Source organism: Williamsia sp. CHRR-6, assembly GCF_018474015.1.
Lineage (GTDB): Bacteria > Actinomycetota > Actinomycetes > Mycobacteriales > Mycobacteriaceae > Williamsia_A.
Map to the genome: position 1 here is coordinate 893,200 of NZ_JAHCSG010000001.1, position 21,626 is coordinate 914,825.

At 64.2% G+C, this 21,626-nt stretch carries 18 protein-coding genes; 11 read left to right on the plus strand and 7 right to left on the minus strand.

All coding sequences use genetic code 11. From position 1 onward, the window contains the following. Positions 1-162 precede the first annotated feature (162 nt). The gene (locus KIK15_RS03940; protein ID WP_307851721.1) at positions 163-1,578 is read right to left on the minus strand and encodes a sugar transferase; all 1,416 of its coding nucleotides are present in this window, start codon (positions 1,576-1,578) and stop codon (positions 163-165) included. A gap of 428 nt (positions 1,579-2,006) precedes the next feature. After that, positions 2,007-2,666, minus strand: coding sequence for a PaaI family thioesterase (locus KIK15_RS03945; protein WP_214242800.1), 660 nt, complete (start codon positions 2,664-2,666; stop codon positions 2,007-2,009). Positions 2,667-2,726: 60 nt separating this feature from the next. Here KIK15_RS03945 and KIK15_RS03950 point away from each other — a divergent pair, with 60 nt between their 5' ends. Further along, entirely contained in the window at positions 2,727-3,662 is a 936-nt protein-coding gene (locus tag KIK15_RS03950) for a 1,4-dihydroxy-2-naphthoyl-CoA synthase (protein WP_214242801.1), read from the plus strand. Positions 3,663-3,686: 24 nt separating this feature from the next. On the opposite strand, the gene KIK15_RS03955 is transcribed toward KIK15_RS03950, so the two are convergent. Then, entirely contained in the window at positions 3,687-4,817 is a 1,131-nt protein-coding gene (locus tag KIK15_RS03955) for a hypothetical protein (RefSeq protein ID WP_374222808.1), read from the minus strand. Positions 4,818-5,526: 709 nt separating this feature from the next. On the opposite strand from KIK15_RS03955, the gene KIK15_RS03960 reads away from it, so the two are divergent. Both KIK15_RS03960 and KIK15_RS03965 read left to right on the plus strand, forming a co-directional pair. Then, positions 5,527-6,564, plus strand: a complete 1,038-nt coding sequence (locus KIK15_RS03960; protein ID WP_214242803.1) for a glycosyltransferase family 4 protein — start codon at positions 5,527-5,529, stop codon at positions 6,562-6,564. A gap of 115 nt (positions 6,565-6,679) precedes the next feature. Beyond that, positions 6,680-7,168 (plus strand): acyltransferase, encoded by a 489-nt coding sequence (locus KIK15_RS03965; RefSeq protein WP_214242804.1) that lies wholly within the window; start codon positions 6,680-6,682, stop codon positions 7,166-7,168. On the opposite strand, the gene KIK15_RS03970 is transcribed toward KIK15_RS03965, so the two are convergent. From KIK15_RS03970 to KIK15_RS03985, 4 genes are all read right to left on the minus strand, one after another. Next, entirely contained in the window at positions 7,153-8,388 is a 1,236-nt protein-coding gene (locus tag KIK15_RS03970; RefSeq protein WP_214242805.1) for a lipase family protein, read from the minus strand. The genes KIK15_RS03965 and KIK15_RS03970 overlap by 16 nt on opposite strands. 4 nt (positions 8,389-8,392) lie before the next feature. Further along, positions 8,393-9,463: a lipase family protein gene (locus KIK15_RS03975; RefSeq protein WP_214242806.1), complete on the minus strand. Its 1,071-nt coding sequence runs from the start codon at positions 9,461-9,463 to the stop codon at positions 8,393-8,395. Between the two features lie 242 nt (positions 9,464-9,705). After that, positions 9,706-10,647: a lipase family protein gene (locus KIK15_RS03980; protein ID WP_214242807.1), complete on the minus strand. Its 942-nt coding sequence runs from the start codon at positions 10,645-10,647 to the stop codon at positions 9,706-9,708. Between the two features lie 355 nt (positions 10,648-11,002). Then, positions 11,003-12,328, minus strand: a complete 1,326-nt coding sequence (locus tag KIK15_RS03985; RefSeq protein WP_214242808.1) for a polysaccharide biosynthesis tyrosine autokinase — start codon at positions 12,326-12,328, stop codon at positions 11,003-11,005. Positions 12,329-12,737: 409 nt separating this feature from the next. Between KIK15_RS03985 and KIK15_RS03990 the strand changes: the two genes are divergently transcribed. From KIK15_RS03990 to KIK15_RS04025, 8 genes are all read left to right on the plus strand, one after another. Continuing rightward, positions 12,738-13,733, plus strand: coding sequence for a GDP-mannose 4,6-dehydratase (locus KIK15_RS03990; protein ID WP_214242809.1), 996 nt, complete (start codon positions 12,738-12,740; stop codon positions 13,731-13,733). Further along, positions 13,730-14,737, plus strand: a complete 1,008-nt coding sequence (locus tag KIK15_RS03995; RefSeq protein WP_214242810.1) for a GDP-mannose 4,6-dehydratase — start codon at positions 13,730-13,732, stop codon at positions 14,735-14,737. Before KIK15_RS03990 ends, KIK15_RS03995 begins: the two co-directional genes overlap by 4 nt. Then, positions 14,737-15,321: an acyltransferase gene (locus KIK15_RS04000; RefSeq protein WP_250323921.1), complete on the plus strand. Its 585-nt coding sequence runs from the start codon at positions 14,737-14,739 to the stop codon at positions 15,319-15,321. Before KIK15_RS03995 ends, KIK15_RS04000 begins: the two co-directional genes overlap by 1 nt. An 81-nt stretch (positions 15,322-15,402) precedes the next feature. Beyond that, complete coding sequence (locus tag KIK15_RS04005; protein WP_214242811.1) at positions 15,403-16,494, plus strand: glycosyltransferase family 1 protein; 1,092 nt, start codon at positions 15,403-15,405, stop codon at positions 16,492-16,494. A 29-nt stretch (positions 16,495-16,523) separates the two neighbouring features. Further along, a complete protein-coding gene (locus KIK15_RS04010; RefSeq protein WP_214242812.1) occupies positions 16,524-17,723 on the plus strand; it encodes a lipopolysaccharide biosynthesis protein in 1,200 nt (399 codons plus the stop codon). Further along, on the plus strand, positions 17,720-18,820 hold the full coding sequence (locus KIK15_RS04015; RefSeq protein WP_214242813.1) for a glycosyltransferase: 1,101 nt from the start codon (positions 17,720-17,722) through the stop codon (positions 18,818-18,820). Before KIK15_RS04010 ends, KIK15_RS04015 begins: the two co-directional genes overlap by 4 nt. Next, positions 18,808-20,328, plus strand: a complete 1,521-nt coding sequence (locus tag KIK15_RS04020; RefSeq protein ID WP_214242814.1) for an O-antigen ligase family protein — start codon at positions 18,808-18,810, stop codon at positions 20,326-20,328. The genes KIK15_RS04015 and KIK15_RS04020 overlap by 13 nt, the downstream gene beginning before the upstream one ends. Then, entirely contained in the window at positions 20,321-21,592 is a 1,272-nt protein-coding gene (locus KIK15_RS04025) for an acyltransferase (RefSeq protein WP_214242815.1), read from the plus strand. The genes KIK15_RS04020 and KIK15_RS04025 overlap by 8 nt, the downstream gene beginning before the upstream one ends. Positions 21,593-21,626 lie beyond the last annotated feature (34 nt).

Here is a 21,626-nt window from a genome sequence, read left to right on the forward strand (position 1 = left end):
CCCCGCGCGTCACGTGCGGCCGCGATCGGGGTTCACGCCTGCTCGGTGGCCTTCTTTCTTCGGCCGCAGCCGAAGAATCCCATCTTCCCTGATAAAGAAGTGCCGTAGCCGCGCGGGCAGCGGACGGAGTGTGCCACAGCGGCGGGCTCGACTGGTCGACCTTCAGTAGGCGCCGGACCGCACGAAAACCGCCCGCACCGTGCGCCACAGGATCTGGACGTCGGTCGCGATGGACCAGTTCTCTACGTACCTCAGGTCGAGGCGCACCGATTCCTCCCACGACAGGTCGGACCGACCGGAGACCTGCCACAGCCCGGTGATGCCGGGCTTGACCAACATGCGGCGCATCACCGGACCTTCGTAGCGCGCCACCTCGGCGGGCAGGGGCGGGCGGGGCCCCACCAGGCTCATCGATCCGCCCAGCACGTTGAACAGCTGCGGTAGTTCGTCCAGGCTGTAACGCCTGATGAACCTGCCGACCCGCGTGACTCGTGGGTCGTCACGGATCTTGAACAACAGTCCCGACCCCTCATTCAGCACTGACAGCTCGGCCAATCGGGCGTCGGCATCGACCACCATCGATCGGAACTTCCACATCCGAAACGGCACGTTGTTGATGCCCATCCGGTCCGCCTTGTAGAAGACCGGACCCTGGGAGTCGAGCTTCACCGCGATGGCACAGGCCAGCAGGACCGGCCACATCGCCAGGAGCAGGGCCAGCGCACCCACCCTGTCGACAAGGCTCTTCAGGATGCGATTGGCCCCGCTGTAGGTGGGCTTGTCGATGTGCAGCATCGGTAAGCCGGCCACCGGTCGCACCAACATCCGCGGACCAGCTACGTCGATGACGCCCGGGTCCACCAGCATGTCCACCCCCAGGCCCTCGAGTTCCCAGGACAGTTCACGCATCGCTGAGTGGCCCAGGACTTCGGCAGAGGTGACGGCCACGGTCGTGGCACCGACTTGCTGCACGGCGATGGCAGCCGCACTGAAGTCGCCCAGGATCGGGATGGGCCGCTTCTCGATGGTGATCGACGCGGCGGTGCGGGAGTCGACGGTGGGCAGGCATACGCCCACCACTTCGTAACCCAGTCGCGGGTTGCGTTCGAGGTGGCTCAGCATCGGTCGCGCCGAGCGCTCGTTGCCGACCACCAGTACGCGACTCATGCAGCGCAGATTCGCCCGTTCACGACGAAGATAAAGGCGCCACGCAAGGTGTGAGGACATCAAGAGGAGTGTTCCCAGAGGTAGTGCGAGAGCTATGAATCCGCGTGCCACATTCAGTGCGAACAACAGATCGATGATGGCCATCAACCCGAAAACCATGAGGCTGGCCGTTGCCACTCGGCTCAGCTCGGCAGTCCCCGATCCGATGATCCGGACATCGCATACGCGCGTCACGTGCAAGACCATGATCCACAGGGCGGCCAGCACCGCGGACACCAAGATCGCAGGGGCCTGCACCGAAGCGACCCCTACCTCGAAGTCGAAGCCGAACCGCGCGAACTCGGCCGCGAGCACCACTGCGATCACGACGATCGCGTCCGACCAGATCAGGCGGCGCCGGTAGCCAATCACCCAGTGCGGCTGTGGCTCTCGCATTGGACATGCGGGCCGCGGCAGAGCCGCCGTCCCTGCAGACCTCTCGTTCGGAGACTGCGCAGCAGCCAACGACATGTGAACCCCCCAGTTCAATGATCACTACCCGGTCGACCGCGATCGACGCGCGGCGTGCCGCGCCTCAGCCACACTGACTCTCGCGGGAAAACCCGAGCTGTGCCGCCCCGTACGAGCAGAGTCCAGCGTGCCGAAGCCGCTTTCGCATGTTCGCCTACCTAAACGTATGGCTGTGGTTGTCGAACTGCAACTCATGAGAATTCGACCACATTGCGTAGTGGACGAGAGCGCGCAGTCCGCAGAAAGGTCTCTCGAGGATCAGGAATCTGACGAGGGGCACTTTTCTGAGCAGATCACGGGCCCTACGCCCGGGTGACGTCCGAGGTCGCCTACGGCTGACCGGGTTTTAATATCACAAATAATGCATCCGCTTCAGCGCACAATTGCTCGCCGGCGCGCATCTTCGCCTCCACGAACACCTTTCGCCCATCGACGCGTGTGACAGATGTCTCCACCGTGTGTTCGATGTGAAGCTGGGTGATGGAGCGGTAGTTGACGTTCAGGTAGGCGGTTCGGGTGATCTTGCGTGTGGCCAGGGCCGAGGTCATGCCCAGCAGGTCGTCGAAGACGGTGCCGATGTAGCCGCCGTGGGCAGCGTTGTTGCCGCCCAGGTGAAACCGGCGAAACGTGACGCGCGCGGTGATCCCGGTGGCATCGGCGCGGTCCATGACCATGGGTGGCAGCATCACGTTGCCGCGCGCAGTCAGGTCGATACGCCGGCCCGACGGTGAACTCCATTCGTCGGTTTCGGCCGTGGCGAGCTGCGCGTTCACTGCTGTCAGCTGGTCGATGAGCCCGTCCACCAGCTCTGGTGTGGGGTCGGCGGCCCGCGCCAGGTCCATCAACACGCGAAACTGTTCCACCAGCTCGCCGTAGCGTGGGCCTCCGCGTTCGGTGTTGAAGCCGAAGTCGTCGCGGAATCCGCCGACGTGCGGGTTGGCCGGTGAACTGTCGTCTGTCGATGTGGCTGCGGGGCCGTCGGTTGTCATCCGCTCAGGCTAGCGACCCGGCGATGAAAGCCCTCGTGAGCAGCGCATTACGCTGCGGGCATGACTGATCACGCTGCGCAGCCGTTCAATCCGCAGAACTGGGACATGGTCGCGAGTTTCGAGGATCTGACCGACATCACCTACCACCGGCACAACGGCACCGGACGCGAGAACGGGATCGTACGAATCGCTTTCAACCGACCCGAGGTGCGTAACGCGTTTCGCCCGCACACCGTGGACGAGCTGTATCGCACGCTGGATCATGCGCGACGCTCCCCCGACATCGGCACGGTGTTGCTGACCGGCAACGGCCCCAGCCCCAAAGACGGCGGGTGGGCGTTCTGCAGTGGCGGCGACCAACGGATCCGCGGGCGCTCGGGCTACCAATACGCCGACGGTGAGTCGACAGAGACAGTCGATGCTGCGCGAGTGGCCGCCGAAGGTGGACGGCTGCACATCCTGGAGGTGCAGCGGTTGATCCGCACCATGCCCAAGGTGGTGATCGCGGTGGTGAACGGCTGGGCGGCTGGGGGTGGGCACTCGCTGCATGTGGTCTGTGACCTGACCATCGCCTCGCGCCAACATGCGCGGTTCAAGCAGACCGATGCCGACGTGGGCAGCTTCGACGCCGGCTACGGCAGCGCCTACCTGGCCAAGCAGGTGGGCCAGAAGTTTGCCCGCGAGATCTTCTTCCTCGGCCGGGCATACGATGCCGAAACGATGCAGCGTATGGGGGCTGTGAACGAGGTGGCCGACCACTCTGACCTAGAGGATGTGGCCATCGAGTGGGGCCGTGTGATCAACGCAAAGTCACCCACCGCTCAGCGGATGCTGAAGTTTGCGTTCAATCTGACCGACGACGGACTGATGGGCCAGCAGGTGTTCGCCGGGGAGGCGACCCGGCTGGCGTACATGACTGACGAGGCAGTTGAGGGGCGGGATGCATTTCTTGAGAAGCGGGAACCCGACTGGGATCGGTTTCCCTATTTCTACTGACATGACGACCTGCGCGGAAACGCCTCACGACCTGGTCACCTTCGTTCCCGCCGAGCGCGTCCACACGATCTGACCACGCTCGAATCGGCACGCAGCCACACCTCCATCCTCACTCTGCTGCTGATCGCCTACGGGAAATCCCAAACTAGGAGACCACGCCGCCAGGATCGCACCGTAAATGGCGTACGCGGGCTGCCCTGGGCGAGCAAAGATCCTGAACCCGCCCGGCACCGCGCAGTCCACGATCCCCCGGGCGAACCGCGACGACGCCGCTACACGAAACCGTCGTGCCACTTCGGCAACTGCGGTGTCGACCACCACGAACCGCGTGCCGACCCGAAACACGGTGCCCCTCTCGTGTTCGTAGGCCAACCCGGCACCCTGTCGGCGTACCGGGGCCACCGGGGCGCCGATGCCGAGATCACCCCTGTCACGAAACAGCGCAAACTCTGGACGCATCGCCCCCGGAGAGGCGACGAGTCCGGCGACTGCCTCGACCGCAGGCTTGGGAGCGAACGCGAAGGTGGCGACACCGTAGTTGTGTTCCGGGTCCGGGGAGTTCGCCTGATCGTCGCGGATCCCGTAGACGAACATCGGGCCGGCGTACGACACCTCCGTCCACTGCCTCGCGGTCGCCACGATCAGATCGGCCTGGCGCTGCGGCGTTATTGCATCCACCGTTGGCGCCCCGTATTCGGTCAGCCACACCTTCTTTTCGCCGTCGCCGTGAGCCGCCATGAGTGCGTGGATCGCGATCAACTGCCGACATGGCGACTGGTCGTACAACCCACCGGTCGCAAGGTCAGCCCCGAAGTCGTACGGGTGGAACGACATCGCGTCGAGATGCCCTGCCACTCCGGCCGCGTACATCTGCGCCACGAACTCAACGGCGGCCACTCCGATCGAGTTGGTTCCGGTCAACGGACCCAAGGCTCCAACGACCACCGGCATCTCGGGCGCGCCCGATTTGACCCTGCGGTATGCCGACACCACCATCGCGGTATAGGCCCCTGCGTTGGGCTCAGGCCGGAAAAAGAGTGTGCCGTTGGGTTCGTTCCAGATCTCCAGCGCAGCCAGTCGGCCGCGGTAACGCGCTGCGACGGCACCGCAGAATTTCCCGAACTCTTCAGGATCGGCAGGCTGAGTTTGGGCCACACCGCTCCCGCCCAGAGCAGCCCACTGGGGAGTCCCGACTACCGAACACAAGACCGAAAGATTCCGGCGTCTGGCGTCGTCGATCACTTGATCTACGAAATTCCATTCAAAACGTCCACGGACCGGCTCGACGAACTGCCATGGAATATCAAAGCGGACTATTCGAACACTCGTGTTGGACACGATGTCGAACATCGCCGCCCGTGTCACAGGATCGGCGTAGACCAAGGCCGAACCGCCGGCCAGGCCCAACATCGGGAGGGAACCACGGCGGGGTTCCGTGACATCAGCCCGCCGTGGCGCCGATCCAGTGGTGGACCCCGACCGATTCGACGTGGTCGCACAGCCAGCGGAAAGCAGGAGCGCCGAGCTCAACGCTCCGTGAAGGAGCTGGCGCCTACCGAATGGCTCTCGTCCGATCACCGACGTCCTCCCCGCTCGGCAGCGCCGCCCACCTGTGATTCGACGCGCTGTACGGACAGTCTCATCGTACGGCGACACGAGATGGACTGCCCGCCAGGAAAATCGGAAACAGTCCGCAAACGTTACACGTGATCTTGATCTCTAAATTTCGCTAGACGTGAACCGAGCGACCGTTTATTCTGGAATCGCTGCGCTGATCAATCAGCATCGGGTTTTCTCCGTTGCCGTTCGCACAGTGGACCGTACAGATATTCGGTATTCGACCGAACCGCAAGCAGGAATCATCATGCGCATCTTGCACATTTCAGAGGCTTTCGGCGGCGGCCTGCGAACCGCGATTGTCAACTACGCAACCGCCACTCCCGAGCACGACCACCACATCTTCGCCCGCGCGCGAGACGGACACGAAACGCTTCAGGTTCCCGAACTCGCCAGGTACGAGCAACACACGGGCTCGCTCGTGGCCTTCGCGGCCCGGGCACGGCAGATGGCAGCATCTGGGCGCTACGACATCGTGCATCTACATTCCAGCTATGCGGGCGCACTGCGGTTGGTGATGCCCAAGAACATCGCGGTCGTCTACTCGCCGCACTGCTACGCGATGGAGATGGGTCTCACGCGCACCCGCCGGCTGGCCTACTGGGCGGTGGAGAAATCCATGGCGCAACGTCGGCAGTTGTTGATCTCGGTCAGTCCTCACGAGACAGCCATCGGAGCACGACTGAGAATGACCATGCCTATTCGCTTCGTGCCCAATGCGGCCGCCGAGCACTCACATGTGGCTCCGCGAACCGCAGGTCAGCCCCTCAGAAACAGGCCGACGCGACCCACTGTCGTCACCGTGGGGCGAATCTCGGCGCAGAAGGATCCGCACTTCATGGCTGCAGTGGCCAGACTGCTACGTGACGTATGCGACGTGGTGTGGATCGGCGACGGCGATGAGGGCCGCACCGAACTCATGACGGCCGGAGTCACGGTGACCGGGTGGGTGGCGGCAGATCAAGCGCGCACCCTGATCCGCCGCGCCGACCTCTACGTCCACACCGCGGCCTGGGAGGGCGGGCCGCTCGCGACCATCGAGGCCGCCGACGCCGGATGCCCGGTCATCTCCCGCGACATCCCGAGCATGCGTTCACTGGGATATCCCCTCGGGGGATCGACGCCAGACGACATGGCCGACGCGGTGCGCGCGTTCTTCAGCGACCCGGGCTACCGGCAGCACGTCGAGATCGTGACCAAAGAACTCTCCGCAGCGTTCTCCTTCGAGCGGATGACCGCTGAACTTGCAGATGCGTACCAGTTCGCGGTGCGCCAACTGACCTGATCACAATCCGAACTGAGAGAATTCGTACGTGACTCCATCCCAGCCTCCGCCGCCTCCGCCGACCCGTGTTCCGGAAACCAGCACGGTCTCGCCCACCTCAGCCAAGGAGCAACTGGTGGAACGGCTGTACAACATTGTCGGCCGGCGACTGCCCTCCCATCGGATACGAGCAACATGGTTGCGATTCGCGGGCGCGGCAATCGGAGATGGAACCGTCATCGGCCTCGGAACCCGAGTTCATGGCCCATCGCACCTGTCGATCGGGCCACACTGCAGCATCGGAGATCACTGCCTGCTCGATGCTCGTGGGGGAATCACCATCGAGCACGACACCGTCTTCGATCACGACGTGCAGTTGATCGCCGGTCACCACGACGTGCACTCGTCCGACTTCGGAAACGTGTTCATGTCGATCGAGATCGGGCATCACGCGTGGGTGGCGTGTCGCGTGCTGGTCACTGGCGGCGTACGCATAGGTGATGGCGCGGTTGTCGAGCCGTGCTCGATGGTGCGCTCAGATATCGCCGCCATGGCCATCGCGTCTGGCATTCCCGCCACCGCCACGGCTACGCGCACATCCCCGCTGTCCTACCGTCCGGTCTGACTCGGCGCGCTGCCCGGGCAGTTGTTGGGCGCCGGACGACCGGCCAGCCGCTGCCCGAGCCATTCCACAGCGCTACTGGAATCCACGGTTTCATGCCCTTTGTTGGGCTGAAACTGAGAAGTCACCACCGATCCGAGCGCGCAGCTCGAAGCGATGGCATCCCGTGTCCACTCAGGACGAATGTAGGAGTCGCGTCCCCCGTACAGGACCAGCAGAGGCGCGGAGGTACGCCTTTGCGGTAGGGCCCACCGCTGCAGGATCGTTCGAAGTCGTTGCGCGGCAGAAGCAGTTGCGGGACGAAGATCCGATGCCTGCAGTTTGGCCAGCACGTCCGCGCGCTTCTTCGCCCGAGGGCCTGCACACACCGACAACGTCTCCCAGTTCTCTGCAGCCGCACCGCGCCGGTATGCCTCGAGGTCGAAGTCCGGATAGGTCTTGCCCAGCGAGTACAGCACCCAGATGTAGGCCGCCTGTTGGTCGCGGGTCAACGTGCCCGCTTGCGCCAACTGCACCAGCCCGGACATGTCTGCGGCCGGGACCAAACTCACCGCGCCCTGCAACGCGAGTTCCGGAGCGTAGGTCCCGGCCTGTTCAGCCGCAGCCCAGGTGGCACCACCACCTTGCGAGCCTCCGAAGGCCACCCATTTCGGACCGGCCACTCCCCCGGCCACTCGCCTTGCCGCGCGAACTGCGTCGATGACGTTCAACCCGGCGGTCTTCGCGTTCAGGTAGGGGTGCACACCGGGCGCGCCGAGCCCCTGATAGTCCGAGACCGTGACGACGAAACCCAGTTTCAGATAGGCGACGATGAGTGCGGCCTGACCGCCGATTGTCGGTGTGAGCGAAGGCGCGCACTCGGTTCGAACCCCACTGGTGCCGTGGGCAAGCGACATCACGAATCGACCACCGGTCGGAGGCGGTCCCGACGGCACGAAGACCGCGCCCGACACCGTCGTGGCCCGACCATCGAGACCCGATGTCGAACGGTAGACAACACGGACCGCCCGCGCCCCCGCTGCGGCTACAGATCCGTCGATTCCGGGCATCGTCTGCGCCTGCACCAACGTCCCGGGACCCGAACCCGAGAAGTCGGCATCAGTCACCGCGCGGGGCGCTTCACCTCGCTGCTGGTTGTCAGAGTTGCAGGCAGTCAGCGTCAGGACTGCAGTGATGACCACTACGCACAGGCGCTGCCAGGTTGTGCCCGCCGCTATCGGCATGTGATCAGCTCCTTGGGGGCAGTCGGTCGCACATGGTGACGGCGCGGCGGCCTTCAAACATCCCGCGTACCCACGGTAACGCTGCTGTCGCCTGGATGTCGCCGTGGCCTTCACCGAGCCGAAGTTGCCACTCGATTGTGTCTCCCAGCGCACAGCCCTGACGCAGCGCCGTCTCCACCCACTGCTGATCCACCAGCTTGTCGGCTGAGCCGTACACCACGAACATGGGTGCCGCCATCTTCACCTTCGGCACCGAGAAGTCATCCAGCCACGTCTTCATCTGTCTGGCCTCAGCGTCGCTCGACGGGACCAAGTCAGCGGGTTTGGCTTTGTCCAATATCGACAATGCTTCGTTCACTCGCGGGCCAACGCAGAGCCGCAGCAGCTCACGGTTGCGTAGATAGGACCCCCGCAAGTAGTCACTCAGCTCGATCTCGGGATGCGTCGTCAGCTTCATCGACGTGACCGCCAGAAAGTACAGGTGGCGTTGATCTTTGGTCAGGGTGTCCATCATCGCCTTCTCGGGAAGCAACGAAGTGTTGACCACCGGCACCCACGCCGCCGCTCCCACCAACTTCAGACCCGATCCGTAGCTCGCCGCTTGTTCGTTGGCGGCCCAGGTCGCCAGACCACCCAGCGACCCACCGAAGGCAGCCCATTTCGTCGACAGGTCCGGTCGCAAGGACCGCGCAGCCCGCACCCCGTCGATCACGTTGCGCCCCAGCACCGGCGCGTTGAGGAACGCGTGAACCTGAGTTGGCACTCCACCTAGTCCGGCGTAATCCGAGGCGACCACAGCGAACCGATTCATCAGCAGCGCTGCGATCGGGATCACCTGGTTCAGCAGACCGTCATACAGCGACGGCCCACAGTCGTAGTTGGTACCGGTGTTGCCGTGGTTGAAGGCCACGACCGGCCAACCACCCTCGGGCGCAGGACCGTTGGGAATCGCAACGACACCGGTGACCGGTGTCGGCCGCCCCGTATCGTCCTGCGAAACGTACCGGATGCGGTAAGCAGTGGCGTCGGCGTCAGTGATCCGACGATCGATGGTGGAGAACACTGATGCAGACAACAGCGAGCCCATACGGTTCGGCGAACCCAACTTCGGGTAACCGGGGGGTAGAAAATTCGACGTCGACGGCGCAGCAGCTCCCGGCGTTGGCAACTCGATCGACGTATTGGGTCGGTAGTCGCGAGCAGGGGCCGAACACCCTGTCGCCGCAGCGACAATCGCGCACAGCCCTACGAGCAACAGCCGTCGACCACCACCGCGCCGGAGTCCACCACCGCGAGCGCGCTCCAGCGGCACGGTACTCACGGCTGCGTGCGACAGTCGTTGTCGGACGGCTTCACGCCGGCAAATCGATTCCGTATCCATGCAAAAGCAGACTCTTCCTCAGCGCCGTTCTCGGCTCGGCCCGTGCGCCGGATGATCTCGATCTCCGAGCCCAGCTTGCACGATTCAGTGATGGCGGCGTTCATGGCGCTCTCAGGGCTGAGCGGATCGTCAGTCGGCACCGTGACCTGTACCGGGCCCGACGTCACCCGGGTTGGCAACGCGTAGTCGGACAGCCAGGCGCGGACCCTGTCGGCTGCCTGCCGCGAGGCGGGAACCCAGGCTGATCGGCTGGTCCGGTCCAGCAGGGCCGCAGCTTGAGCCACTGCGGGCCCCTTGCAGGCGGTTATCTTGGCCCCGTTGGCGACCACATCAGACGGCATGTAGTCCGTCAGCACGATGTCGGGGTGCGCGCCCCTGCGAAAACTCAGCAGCTGTTGTACGTACAGATCCCGCTGCGGGTCGGTCAGGGTTTTCTGCGCGGCACGGTCCACCAGGGATGACATGTCCAACGTCGGAGCGAGCGCGACCGATCCCACGAAGTTCAGGCCCGCGCCGTAGGTCGATGCCAACTCGTTGGCCGCCCAGGCAGCCGCACCGCCCTGCGACGCCCCGATGGCCGCCCATTGTGAGGACACCAACGGGCTGACTTTCGTGGCTGCGCGGACGGAGTCGATCATGTTCAGGCCGAAGGTCTGCGCGTCGAAGACGCCGAACACCCCGGGGCCGCCCAGACCCTCGTAGTCGGTAATGACCAACGCGTAGCCATTGCGTACGAACTCACTGATGGCATCGCCATAGTTCAGCAGGTCGGGGAACTGCGATGGCCCACACCCTGGTGCTGAACCGGTGTTTCCGTGTCCGTAGGCCACCACCGGCCACCCGTTGGCCGGCGGTTTGCCCACCGGCACCCAGACCATCCCTCCTACCACGGTGGTGCGGCCGGTCCTGGCGGAGGTGGATCGATAACTGATCCTGACACCTGCGGCGCCGGTCGCGGCCACCCGCGGATCGGCTGCGCGAATGGGACGAGCGCTGACCAAGCTGCCAGGGCGGTCACCCGAGATGTTCGGAAGGATGACCGACGGCAGCGACGTCGCGGCAACGTCACCACCTATCGTTGGTAGCCCGCTGATCTCGCGCGGCGAGTAGTTCTGCGTCGGCTGCGAACAACCGGCGGTGACCAGTGCAACCGCCGCCGCCGCGGCGCATGCACGTCGAACACGGGCCCACTCAACACTGGACACTGACGAAAGCCACATAGCTGCAGTCCGGTCAGACAGCCAGGATTCGACGCCGAACATCGGCGAGGAGGACTCCGACAACCGTTGCACCGGCTGCGCGGAGCCGGGTGGCAGCAATGTCGATGTGGGGTCGGCGGGTATCGCCGAACCTGGCCACAAGCACCACGCCGTCGACCGATTGGCCGATCATGGCGGCTTCGGCACCAGCGAGCACGGGAGCTGACGAAACCAGCACGTATTCGAACTCCGCCAGCATCTGCTTGATGAAGTCCGTGAAGCCGCTGTCGCCGAACGGATCGTCGATCCCGGCACGTCCCGCCGGCGCGAGGGACAGGTTGGGAACAGTCGTGCTCTGCACGACAGACTCAGCGCGGGCCTCGCCGACGAGGACATCAGCCAGGCCCGGTGAGTCGGCGTCGAGACCGAATTGTGGTCCGAGGTCGCGGTTGTCGAAGTCCGCCTCGACAAGCAGCACGGTGTGCCGCGCGTCGGCAAGTGCGACAGCAACGTTGGCAACCAGCGAGGACGCCACCCGCCGAACCTTTCCGCCCGCATCGTCACGAACCGCGGCGAAGGCGAAACTGCGTGCCGACGACGACCGCGCGTAGGCGAAAAGCGTCGTTCGGAACTGACGGACGGCAATCGCGAAGCCCTCGTGCAAGCGATAGGCGACGTCGGAGCCCTTCGCCGCTGCGCGTGGCACCTGCCCGAGAGTCAGCGGAAGCGTCCTGTCGAGGTCGGCCAACCCCCGCACGCGTCGGTCGGTCTTGTCCCGAACTATCGCCAGCGCCAGGCCAACCAGGAGCCCGCCGGCTGTGCCCAGTGCCAGGAGCATCGTCCAGTTGGGGGACACGGCCGCGCTCGGGCGGTCAGCCAGGTCGACGATGGTGGCCGCGGCCGCGGGCAGTCCACCCCGAGATGACGTCTCGAGCTGGGCGATGACCTGCGCGGTCTGAGCGGCGACGGTGTTGGCAAGATCCTTGGCGAGGTCCCGGTTTGCGTTCCGGGCTGTGATCTTGAGCAGAACGGACTCCGGAACCGGTTTGGCGGTGATGCTCGCCGACAGCGCGTCTGGCGACATCGAGATCCCCAGCTGCTTGATGGTCCGCATCGCGACATCGCGCCCGGTCGCCACCGTGGCGTAGGAGGTCACTCGATCCTTGGCGAACAGGTTGCCCTGATAAGCCTCGGTGACCGACGCGCCACCGGTGGTGTTGACGAAGAGTGTGGCGCTGGCTTCGTACTGCGGCTGCTGGGTGAGAGCAAACCCTGCCGCCGCTCCGGCTCCGACCACCGCGAGTACCAACGGGATCACCCAGCGTCTCCGCCAGATCGCGATGTACTCCCTGAACTCCATCCGAGCCTCCAGTTCTAACCGTGTCCCGTGGCCCGCTCGACCAGCCGGCTGAAGGCCTGCCCCTCGGGCCGGTTGAACTGAAAACCAAACGCAGCCGCTACGTCCACGAGATTAGCGACCCGCCGAAGTCAGGCACCCCGCATTTCAGGGCTGTCGGCGTGATCATAAACGATCACCGGCGGACCTGTGCGGCCCGAACGAGTCCTCCCGGCAAGAGGCGCGTGGGATTCTTGTCACAGCGAGATGACCGGTTACGGACAGCTAAACCCTCGCTAGCCACCTACACTAACCCGAGCTAGAGTCAGTTGCACAGGTCGTGGCTCCGGGGGGAGCCCTCCTCTCGCAGAGCTCGACTCTCTGGGTAATCCCGCGCAGCGCGGGCCACGACAACCCGAAAAGGACAGCGCCCATGAAGACTGCGCTCATCACCGGAATCACTGGCCAAGACGGTCTTTACCTCTCCGAGTTACTGCACGATAAGGGATATAAGGTTTTCGGTCTTGTACAGGGACAAAACAACCCCAAGGGAGAAAGCCTGGCGCGCACTCACCCTTTCGTCGAAATCCTCAGCGGTAACCTTCTAGATCTGTCGAGCCTGATGCGCGCCGTCGCCGATTCCGAGCCCGATGAGGTCTACAACCTCGGCGCAGTGTCGTTTGTCGCGTATTCATGGCAAAACGCACGTCTGACAAGCGACGTGACCGGCGCAGGCGTGCTCAACATGCTGGAGGCCGTGCGCTTCTACCGCGACCGCTCCGGGAAGGATGTTCGCTTCTACCAGGCGTCCAGCTCGGAGATGTTCGGCAAGGTCCAGCAGGTGCCCCAGTGCGAGTCCACTTTGCTGTGGCCCCGATCGCCTTACGGCGTGGCCAAGGTGTACGGGCACTACATGACCATCAACTACCGCGAGTCCTACGACATGCACGCCAGCTCGGGAATCTTGTTCAACCACGAGTCACCGCGCCGCGGCCCCGAGTTCGTCACCCGCAAGGTGAGTCAGGCCGTCGCGCGGATACATCTAGGACTGCAGTCCGGCATCACGCTGGGCAACCTTGACGCCAAGCGTGACTGGGGTTTCGCAGGCGACTACGTGCGCGCGATGTGGTTGATGCTCCAGCAGGACACCGCCGACGACTACGTCATCGCCACCGGTGAGACTCATTCGATCAAAGAGCTCCTTGACGTGGCCTTCGACGAGGTCGGTGTCTCCGATTGGGAGCGATACGTGAGCACTGATCCGCGGTTCATGCGCCCGGCCGAGGTGGACCTGCTGATCGGAGACGCCACCAAGGCCCGCAAGGTACTGGGGTGGGAACCTGAGGTCGACTTCGATTCATTGATTCGGATGATGGTGCGCCACGACCTCGACGTGCAGACCGCAGCAGCGGCGGCCACGAACCCATGACCACGGGCCACGGGCCAGCGCTGATCACCGGCGGCGCCGGCCAGGACGGAACGCTGCTCTTGGCGCAACTCGTCGCCAGCGGTCAGCCGTGTGTGGCCACCATTGCTCCCGGCACACCGGCCGAATCCCTCACCCGCAGCCCGTTGGTCACCTGGGTCACCGTGGACCTCACAGATACCGAAGCCTGCGCGCAACTCGTCGCGCAGCACCGCCCGTCACGAATCTTTCACCTCGCCGCCTTGTCCTCGGTGGGGCAATCATGGTCCGATCCGGTCGAGACCACGCGCGTCAACGCATTGGCCACCGTGGCACTCCTGCAGTCGGCTGCCACCTATTCAGCACAGGCCGACCCGATCCGGGTGGTCGTGGCCTCCAGCGCAGAGATCTTCGCAGGCACCGATCGGGTACCACAGAATGAGCAGACCCCGCTGTGTCCCACCAACCCCTACGGTGCGACGAAGGTGTTCACCCACACGATGACGCAGGCGCTTCGTGCGTCCGGCCTGTGGGCCAGCAACGCCATCCTCTACAACCACGAATCTCCGTTGCGTCCCAAAGCCTTCGTGACCCGCACCATCAGTTCCGGGGTTGCGGCCATCGCAGCGGGCGTCAGCGATCACCTTGCACTCCGGTCCCTGGGTTCGCGTCGGGATTGGGGCTGGGCCCCCGACTACGTCGACGCACTCGTTCGGATCGCCGACCACGATCGGCCGGATGACTTCGTGATCGCCACCGGCGTCTCGCACTCGGTCGGCGACTTCGTCGCTGCCGCTTTCGAGGTCATCGGGATCACCGACCCGACGCCGTACCTTTCTGTGGGCGATCAGATGGCCCGACCGACCGATGCTGCAGAACTCGTCGGTGACGCCAGCAAAGCCGAGCGTGAACTGCGCTGGACTCCGACCGCATCGTTCACCGACATCGTCAAGGCAATGGTCGAGCACGACATCGCCGAGATACGACACAAGTCCACCAGCCACGCAGACCACGAGGTGACGCCCTGATGACTCGACCAGAAGCTCACTCACACAACGACATCGCCGACACCGGAGCCGTACCGACGTCACGGTCGGATCAGTTCGCCGAACGAATCTACAACTTCCTCATCACCCACATCCCGTTTCATGCCGTGCGTCAAAACTTTCTACGGCTCTTTGGGATGAAAATCGGCCGCGAGACGTCAATCATGATGGGCACCCGAGTCTTTGGCCTGCGAGGAATCACGATCGGCAACAACTGCTCGATCGGATTCAACGTTCTACTCGACGGGCGGGGACGGATCAGGATCGACGACGACGTGGTCATAGCCTCCGACGTACACATCATCACCGGCAAGCACCTGGTCCACAGCCCGGATTTCGGTATCGAGCTGCGTCCGGTCACAGTTGGTCACCATGCGTGGCTGGCCAGCCGCAGCACCATCCTGCAGGGTGTCACCATCGGCGTCGGCGCGGTGGTGGCGGCATGTTCGATGGTGACCACCGACGTCGACGAGATGGCGATTGTCGGCGGACTGCCGGCCAAGCCGCTCGGTGTTCGCAAGTCCACTCTTGAATACCATCCGTTCTTCCGACCGCTGCTGTACTGATCGCCTCGCCGGCGCAACCATGGAGCAGGAGCAACCCTCACCGACCGCATCCGACACGCCTCGAGGACAGGAGCACACGACATGACCGAACTGAGGTCCACCACGGTGGTGTACGTCGCACCGGCCGCGGGCCGCAGCGGAGTCGGCGACTACGCCGACGACGTGGTCGAGGCGATCAGGCCGCATGTGGCCGGGGTGCGCGAATACCGGATTACCAGTGATGGTTCCGAAACCGTACGCACCGTCATGGCCGATGTGCGCGCCATACGGCAACTGGTGACCGACGCGTCGAACAGCGGGCCCGTGGTCGTGCACTTCGAGCAGAGTGCCGGATCACTGGCCGCCTTCTGGGGGTCGTTCCTGCCACGACACGTCCCGGTGACCGCCACCGTTCACGACGCCCCACAGCCGGTGTGGTGGCCGTGGCGTACGCGTCTGCTGATGCGGTACCGCCTGCTACATCACCTGATGCATTACCCGTTTCGGGTTGTCACCAACTTCCTGCAACGTAAGTCCACCGACGGCCGGATTGTGTTCGCCCTCACGGGAATAGGGGCCCAGAACCTGGGCGCGCGGCACCCAGGCACCGATGCGCGCGCGACTCGGATCCACATCCCCAAGCGGCGCGAACTTATTGACATCACCGAGCGTCCGGTGGCGGTCGGCATGTTTGGCCACGTCTACAAGGGCAAGGGATTCGACTTGCTCGGCGGCTTACGCGAGCGACTCCCCGCACACATCGGAATCGTTGCGGCCGGACGTGGAACCGAGCAGCTCGATCCCGTCAACGGTGTCACCGTTCTCGGTGAGGTGAATGACGAGGACGAGGACAAGTTCTTCGAATCCATTCGCCTGCTGGTCGTTCCGTACTCCAAGAACAATCGCTACGGCAAGGCGTGGATTGCCTCGAGTGCTGTATCGCGGTCCTTCGCCTACCGCACACCGATCGTGTGCATCCTCGACGGTGCGCTCGGCGAAGTGGTGGCAGAGGGTGGTGCAGTCGGAGTCGAGGGCGGACTGGACGCGCTTGCACGCCGGATCGCACAGGTGGTTGAAGACACCGAGACGCTGCGCGGACTCGGCGCAGCCGTGGACGATCTACGGACCGCTCGGACCACCGAACGCTGCGTGGCACCACTTCTCGACGCCTGGGCGGAGTTGGCGGCCCGCTGATGAAACTGCCCAGCCCATCGTCGAACCTGATGCGAACAGCCGTCGCCTCGGCCTGGAGTTACAGCGGTCGGGTGGTGGGACTGGGCTGGACGATCGCGCTCATCCACACCCTGGGATTCGGCGACTACGGCCTGTATTCCATTGCGGTGGCAGCTGGCTCGATCATCAACGCAGGGATCGACAACGCGTTCTTCGTACGATCCCTACGCCTCGACGAGGCACGCTACCAACGCGAGCGGGCCGCCCGCGTCCTCTTCGGCAGCACCGTGGCGATTGCAGGCATCATCACGTTCACAATGTCGTTCGTAGCGGGGTACGCGCTCATCCTGGCCGCCGGCGAACTCCTGTTCAACTGCTACAAGAGTCAACAGATGCGGCGTAGCCGACCAGACCTCACCATGCGATACGAGACGCTGAGGCAGGTCACCAGCATCGGCCTCGGTATCGCCTACCTCTACAGCGTCAACAGTCCCAGCCTTCAGTGGGCCGCGACTCTGTATCTTCTTCCTTACCTTGTCATCTGGGCGCGTTGCCTCTGGTTTGTCCCCGGCCATCGACCGGCCTTCCCCGGTCGGGCGAAAGAGTTCGGCCTGCTGTCAACTGAGGCCTTCGCTGTTGCGCTCTACTCCCAGGGCGCCCTGCTGGTGATCGGCGCGGTCGCTGACAGCACGGTGGCCGGCTACTACTCGGTAGCCCAGGTCACCGCGATGGCGATCGCAATGATCGGCCAGAACTTTGCCGCGACCTACATCGATTCGCTGCGTGCCGGAGCCGGCCGCGTCGAGAGTGGCCCGTCGCGCGCGGCTGTCCTCAGGGTCGCATCCTTCACCGGAGCCACGATGGCCGTCATCGCGGTCGGGATCCTGATGTTCGGTGGACCCACGGTCGGGATGATCGCAATCATCATGTCTGGCTTCGTGTTCCTGCGGACGATCACGTTTGTGTACACCATGATCCTGTCGCTCCAGCACCGGGACGCTCTGCGGGTGCGCACCACCGTCACCATCTCGATAGTCCTGATGGCCTTGCTGGTGCCGCTGGTGCATGCGTGCGGCGGCTGGGGGGCTGCGATTGCGGCCGTCTTCTGCGAGCTGGCTCTGGTTTCCGTCTACCACCGGGCTCTGTACTCGCATTCTGCCCGCCCCGCCGGTGCCACGGAGAGCGCTGCGACCGCAGGCTCACCGCCCACCGCACGCCCCGATGTCAATGAGGAGGTTGTTCGCGGATGAAGGCGACGTTCCTGCTGAGCAAGGACCCCAGCTTCGAGTCGACCGGCGACATGACCATGGCATCGCTGGTCATGTCACTGGCTTCCCAGGCGATGAGCGTCAACGTGATCTGTTTGTCCGGCCGTCCCCACTCCCGAGAGGACGGACATGTGCGGGTGGCCAAACCGGCTCCCAAACCCACCAGCCTGGTGATCAACAGCGTGCGACGGCGACAGAGCCTGGTCCACACCCGATTTGCGCTACCTGAGCTGACGCGCGCACTCGACGCCTGCGACACCGACATGGTTGTCGCGGACCACAGCTACATGGCAGAGGCCGTGATGGCCTCGCGCCGATATCGGCCATCAGAGGTGTTGGCGGTCAACACTGTGGTGCCAGAAGCTCTGGTGTGGAAGGCAACTCGAGGGGTTGTCGGCCGCCTAGACGCACGACGGATAGTGCGCGACGAGATCAAGATCGCTCGTAACGCCCGCACCCTGGCAACCTACGACCGCAGCGAGACCGAGTTCTACCAATCGCTGGGAATCCGCCGCTCCCATTGGTTGGATCTGACGTTGCCACCACGTGCCCAGATCCCGGTTTCCGACACCGACCGGCGTTTAGTGTTCGTCGGAGACCGTCGTTGGGGGCCCAACCAGGAGGCTTTCGAGCTCATCCTACGTTGGTGGCCGCAGATCAGCGCTGGTATCGCGGGCGCAGAACTGTTCATCGTGGGCGCCGCTGATCCGGCCGCACCCACCCCCTCACTCCCAGACGGCGTGACCGATGTCGGGTTCGTCGATGACCTCGACGGATTCTTGGCCACCTGCCGCGCGCTGCTCGCGCCGATCCAGACCGGCGGAGGCGTTCGGGTGAAGATCCTCGACGCGGCCAGCCGCGGCCTTCCCGTCGTGGGGACCACTGCGGCTGTCGGCTCGCTGAGCGAGGTACTGGGTGTGCACGTCTTCGACGACAAAGATCGATTCATCGCGCAGGCGCGGCAATACTTGGCGAACAAGGCGGACGCCACCTCCGCAGGCGATGCGCTTTACGAGCGCAACCACAGTCGATGGACCGATGAGGTTCCACACCGGTCGGTGGCAAGATGGCTGACCTAGGGACGCGCGAGCCGAGTCCGATTCGCTTCGTCATCGCGGGGGTCGGAGCGGTCGCGCTGACGGTCGGGGTGGGGGCGCTGGCGGCTTCGCCCACACCCAAAGTTCAGGTCCTCGGTATCGCGGTTCCGCTGCTCCTACTCGGCGCGGTGGTCGCCGTCGCCAATCCGCGCGCGGTGTACGGATCGCTGGCCTTCATCCTGGGTGCCGCCCCGCTTGCCATCGTTCCCGGGATCGCACTGCCCGCATTCCTACTCCTGACCTTGGCCACGTGGGTCACGGTCCTCATCCACCGACTCGAACAGACGCGCGTTCGAGCCATCGAGGTGACGGTTGTGGGTTTCGTCGCGGTGTCCGCCATCTCAGCAGTCGTCACAACTCAAGGTAGCGCCTACATCAGCGAATTCATCAAGTGGGCGATCGCCACATCACTGGTTTTCGCACTACTTCGACTCGACCGCACAACGTTACGATTTTTCGGCCGAACGTACGTCTACGGCGCCGCCGTCGGAGCCACCTTTGCCCTGGGGATGTTCGCGTTCGACAAAGCGGGAACGATCATCAATCGGCTGTCGATCATCGGCTACGGCCAGACCGGAACCATCGGGACACACCTGCGCTTCTACAAAACCGACGATGTCAGCGTGGTTCGCTTGACCGGGACGTACGTCGACCCCAACGCGGCCGGAATCTTCCTCTTCGTAGGCTTGGTCCTCGCCGTCGCGCTCCTACGCGGATGGAGCCGCGTGCTCTTGGGCGGGATCATCATGATCGCACTGGTGGTGACCCTGAGCCGATCGGCCATCTTCTCCGTCGTCGTCGCCCTCATCGTGTTCTTCCTCTTCCAACGCATGCGTGGCGGCCTACGTCTCGGCATTCTGGCGGTGGGGATCGGTGCTGTTGCCACCGCGCTTGCTGTGCCATCGATCAACCGTCGCATCTTCGACTCCTTCGGCTCGCAGGACAAGGGTTCCCGTGACCGGGCCGACGCACTCGACAACTTCATCCCGTCGATGAGCGGACATTGGTGGTGGGGACGCGGTTGGGGCGCACCGGAGTTCACCGATGAGGTGATCGGCTACAAGACCAACTACGTCGCGAACACGCCACTACTCACCACCTACCGTGGCGGAATCCTGGTCGGCATCGCGTTCATCGTCGTGTTGCTGGTGACCATCGTTGTCGCGTCGCGGAGCATGCGTGAAAATCGCTGGGAACGCGGCGTTCTCGTGGCCGGCTTCATCGGCTTCTCGGTGGTTGCGCTGCAGCTGGACTTCCCCGTCGTCACTCAGGCACCGATGACATTGGTGTTCAGCGTATTCATCGCGATGGTCGCGGCCAACCCCGTCGAACGTTTCGCCGGCGCGGGCAAACACCGCGCGCAGACCGACGACGAGCCCACTCCACGTGCCCTCGGCCGCAGTACGCCACCGACCCGCATCCGATCAGGCATTCCCCGAAGCGTCTCCACCAATTCTCCAGCACTCCGTGAGGTAGCCAGTCATGTCTGACCAACACACGCCGCCCGTTGCCACGACATCGGCGACCTCTGCCCCGACCCGACAGTTCCTTGCCGGCCTGGAAGGCCCCCGTGGCGTAGCCATGCTGTGCGTCATCTTGGTGCATGTCACCGTGCACTTCACGCCGAGCGTGTTGGCCGCAACCCGCCTGGACTTCCTCGGGCAGGCGCTGACCTTCTTCTTCGCTCTGTCCGGATTCCTGCTCTTCATCCCGATCGTGTCAAAGTTCGCCAGCGGCGGCGCCCGTCCCGACACCGGCCTGTACCTGGCCAACCGGGTGAGGCGGGTTTTCCCCGCCTACCTGACGATCTTCCTGATCGCGAACTTCGTGTTGCAGGCCGTTTACGTCACCAACCCGATCACCGTGTCCTGGTCGCGCACCGACGTCGGGACCGGGATGATCACCGACCCGCTGAAACTGCTCGCGTCGCTGACCCTCACCCAGTCCCTCTTTCCCGATACGTTGCAGACCGGGCTCAACCCAGCATGGTCGTTGACCACCGAGTTCGGTTTCTACCTGCTGCTACCGGTCTTGGGCGCAGGCCTGTTCGCGCTGCGCCGACGTGGGCATACTCGCGTGTGGTGGGCGCTGGTGCCTGCGGGGGTACTCCTGGTGACCGGCCTGATCGGAAACGCGGTGGTCGCCATGGTCCAGCAGGCCAACCCACAGTATTCCGGCCTTACCGCGTACTGGGGCCCCAACTGGGTTGCTGTGTTGTCGCGCAGCATTTTTCCCCTCGCCGACACTTTCGGCTACGGAATGGTTGCCGCAGTCGTGTTCGTCGCCATCGGGCGCGGCGCCTTCGCATCGGTATCGACCGCGCGACTGCAGCTCACCTTCGGCGCGCTGACGGTCGCGGGAACAGTCGCTTCCCTGGGACTTTTCGTCACGTCACCGCGCTACCTGGCAACAGTTTTCGCCTTCGCGTCGGCAAACCTCATCTTGTTCATCGTGACTCCGAACGCGCGCGGCGAACGTTCAGCGGTGGCACGAGTCACCGACTGGGCCCCCTTGCGTTACTTGGGCATGATCTCGCTGTCTGGCTACCTGTGGCACTATCCGGTTCTCATCCTGCTGGGTCGGGCAGACATCTCTTTGCCCGACAACATCATCGGAACCGCCATTTCCTTCGCGATCGTCACGTCTGCTTCGGTACTGCTCGCATCGATCACCTACCGATATGTGGAAAAGCCCGGTATGAAGCTCGGTGTCGCCACCCGTGCGAGGAAGAAGCGGGAACCGGCGACGGCCTGAGGGAGATGTCCCCTGCGGAGGGAGTCTGACGGCT

What these genes read in the sequence shown, in the direction of transcription:
- KIK15_RS03945 (WP_214242800.1), bottom strand. Translation starts at nt 2,666, where the DNA reads ATGACAACCGACGGCCCCGCAGCCACATCGACAGACGACAGTTCACCG.
- KIK15_RS03950 (WP_214242801.1), top strand. Translation starts at nt 2,727, where the DNA reads ATGACTGATCACGCTGCGCAGCCGTTCAATCCGCAGAACTGGGACATG.
- KIK15_RS03960 (WP_214242803.1), top strand. Translation starts at nt 5,527, where the DNA reads ATGCGCATCTTGCACATTTCAGAGGCTTTCGGCGGCGGCCTGCGAACC.
- KIK15_RS03970 (WP_214242805.1), bottom strand. Translation starts at nt 8,388, where the DNA reads ATGCCGATAGCGGCGGGCACAACCTGGCAGCGCCTGTGCGTAGTGGTC.
- KIK15_RS03980 (WP_214242807.1), bottom strand. Translation starts at nt 10,647, where the DNA reads ATGGTCTGGGTGCCGGTGGGCAAACCGCCGGCCAACGGGTGGCCGGTG.
- KIK15_RS03985 (WP_214242808.1), bottom strand. Translation starts at nt 12,328, where the DNA reads ATGGAGTTCAGGGAGTACATCGCGATCTGGCGGAGACGCTGGGTGATC.
- KIK15_RS03990 (WP_214242809.1), top strand. Translation starts at nt 12,738, where the DNA reads ATGAAGACTGCGCTCATCACCGGAATCACTGGCCAAGACGGTCTTTAC.
- KIK15_RS03995 (WP_214242810.1), top strand. Translation starts at nt 13,730, where the DNA reads ATGACCACGGGCCACGGGCCAGCGCTGATCACCGGCGGCGCCGGCCAG.
- KIK15_RS04000 (WP_250323921.1), top strand. Translation starts at nt 14,737, where the DNA reads ATGACTCGACCAGAAGCTCACTCACACAACGACATCGCCGACACCGGA.
- KIK15_RS04005 (WP_214242811.1), top strand. Translation starts at nt 15,403, where the DNA reads ATGACCGAACTGAGGTCCACCACGGTGGTGTACGTCGCACCGGCCGCG.
- KIK15_RS04010 (WP_214242812.1), top strand. Translation starts at nt 16,524, where the DNA reads ATGCGAACAGCCGTCGCCTCGGCCTGGAGTTACAGCGGTCGGGTGGTG.
- KIK15_RS04015 (WP_214242813.1), top strand. Translation starts at nt 17,720, where the DNA reads ATGAAGGCGACGTTCCTGCTGAGCAAGGACCCCAGCTTCGAGTCGACC.
- KIK15_RS04020 (WP_214242814.1), top strand. Translation starts at nt 18,808, where the DNA reads ATGGCTGACCTAGGGACGCGCGAGCCGAGTCCGATTCGCTTCGTCATC.
- KIK15_RS04025 (WP_214242815.1), top strand. Translation starts at nt 20,321, where the DNA reads ATGTCTGACCAACACACGCCGCCCGTTGCCACGACATCGGCGACCTCT.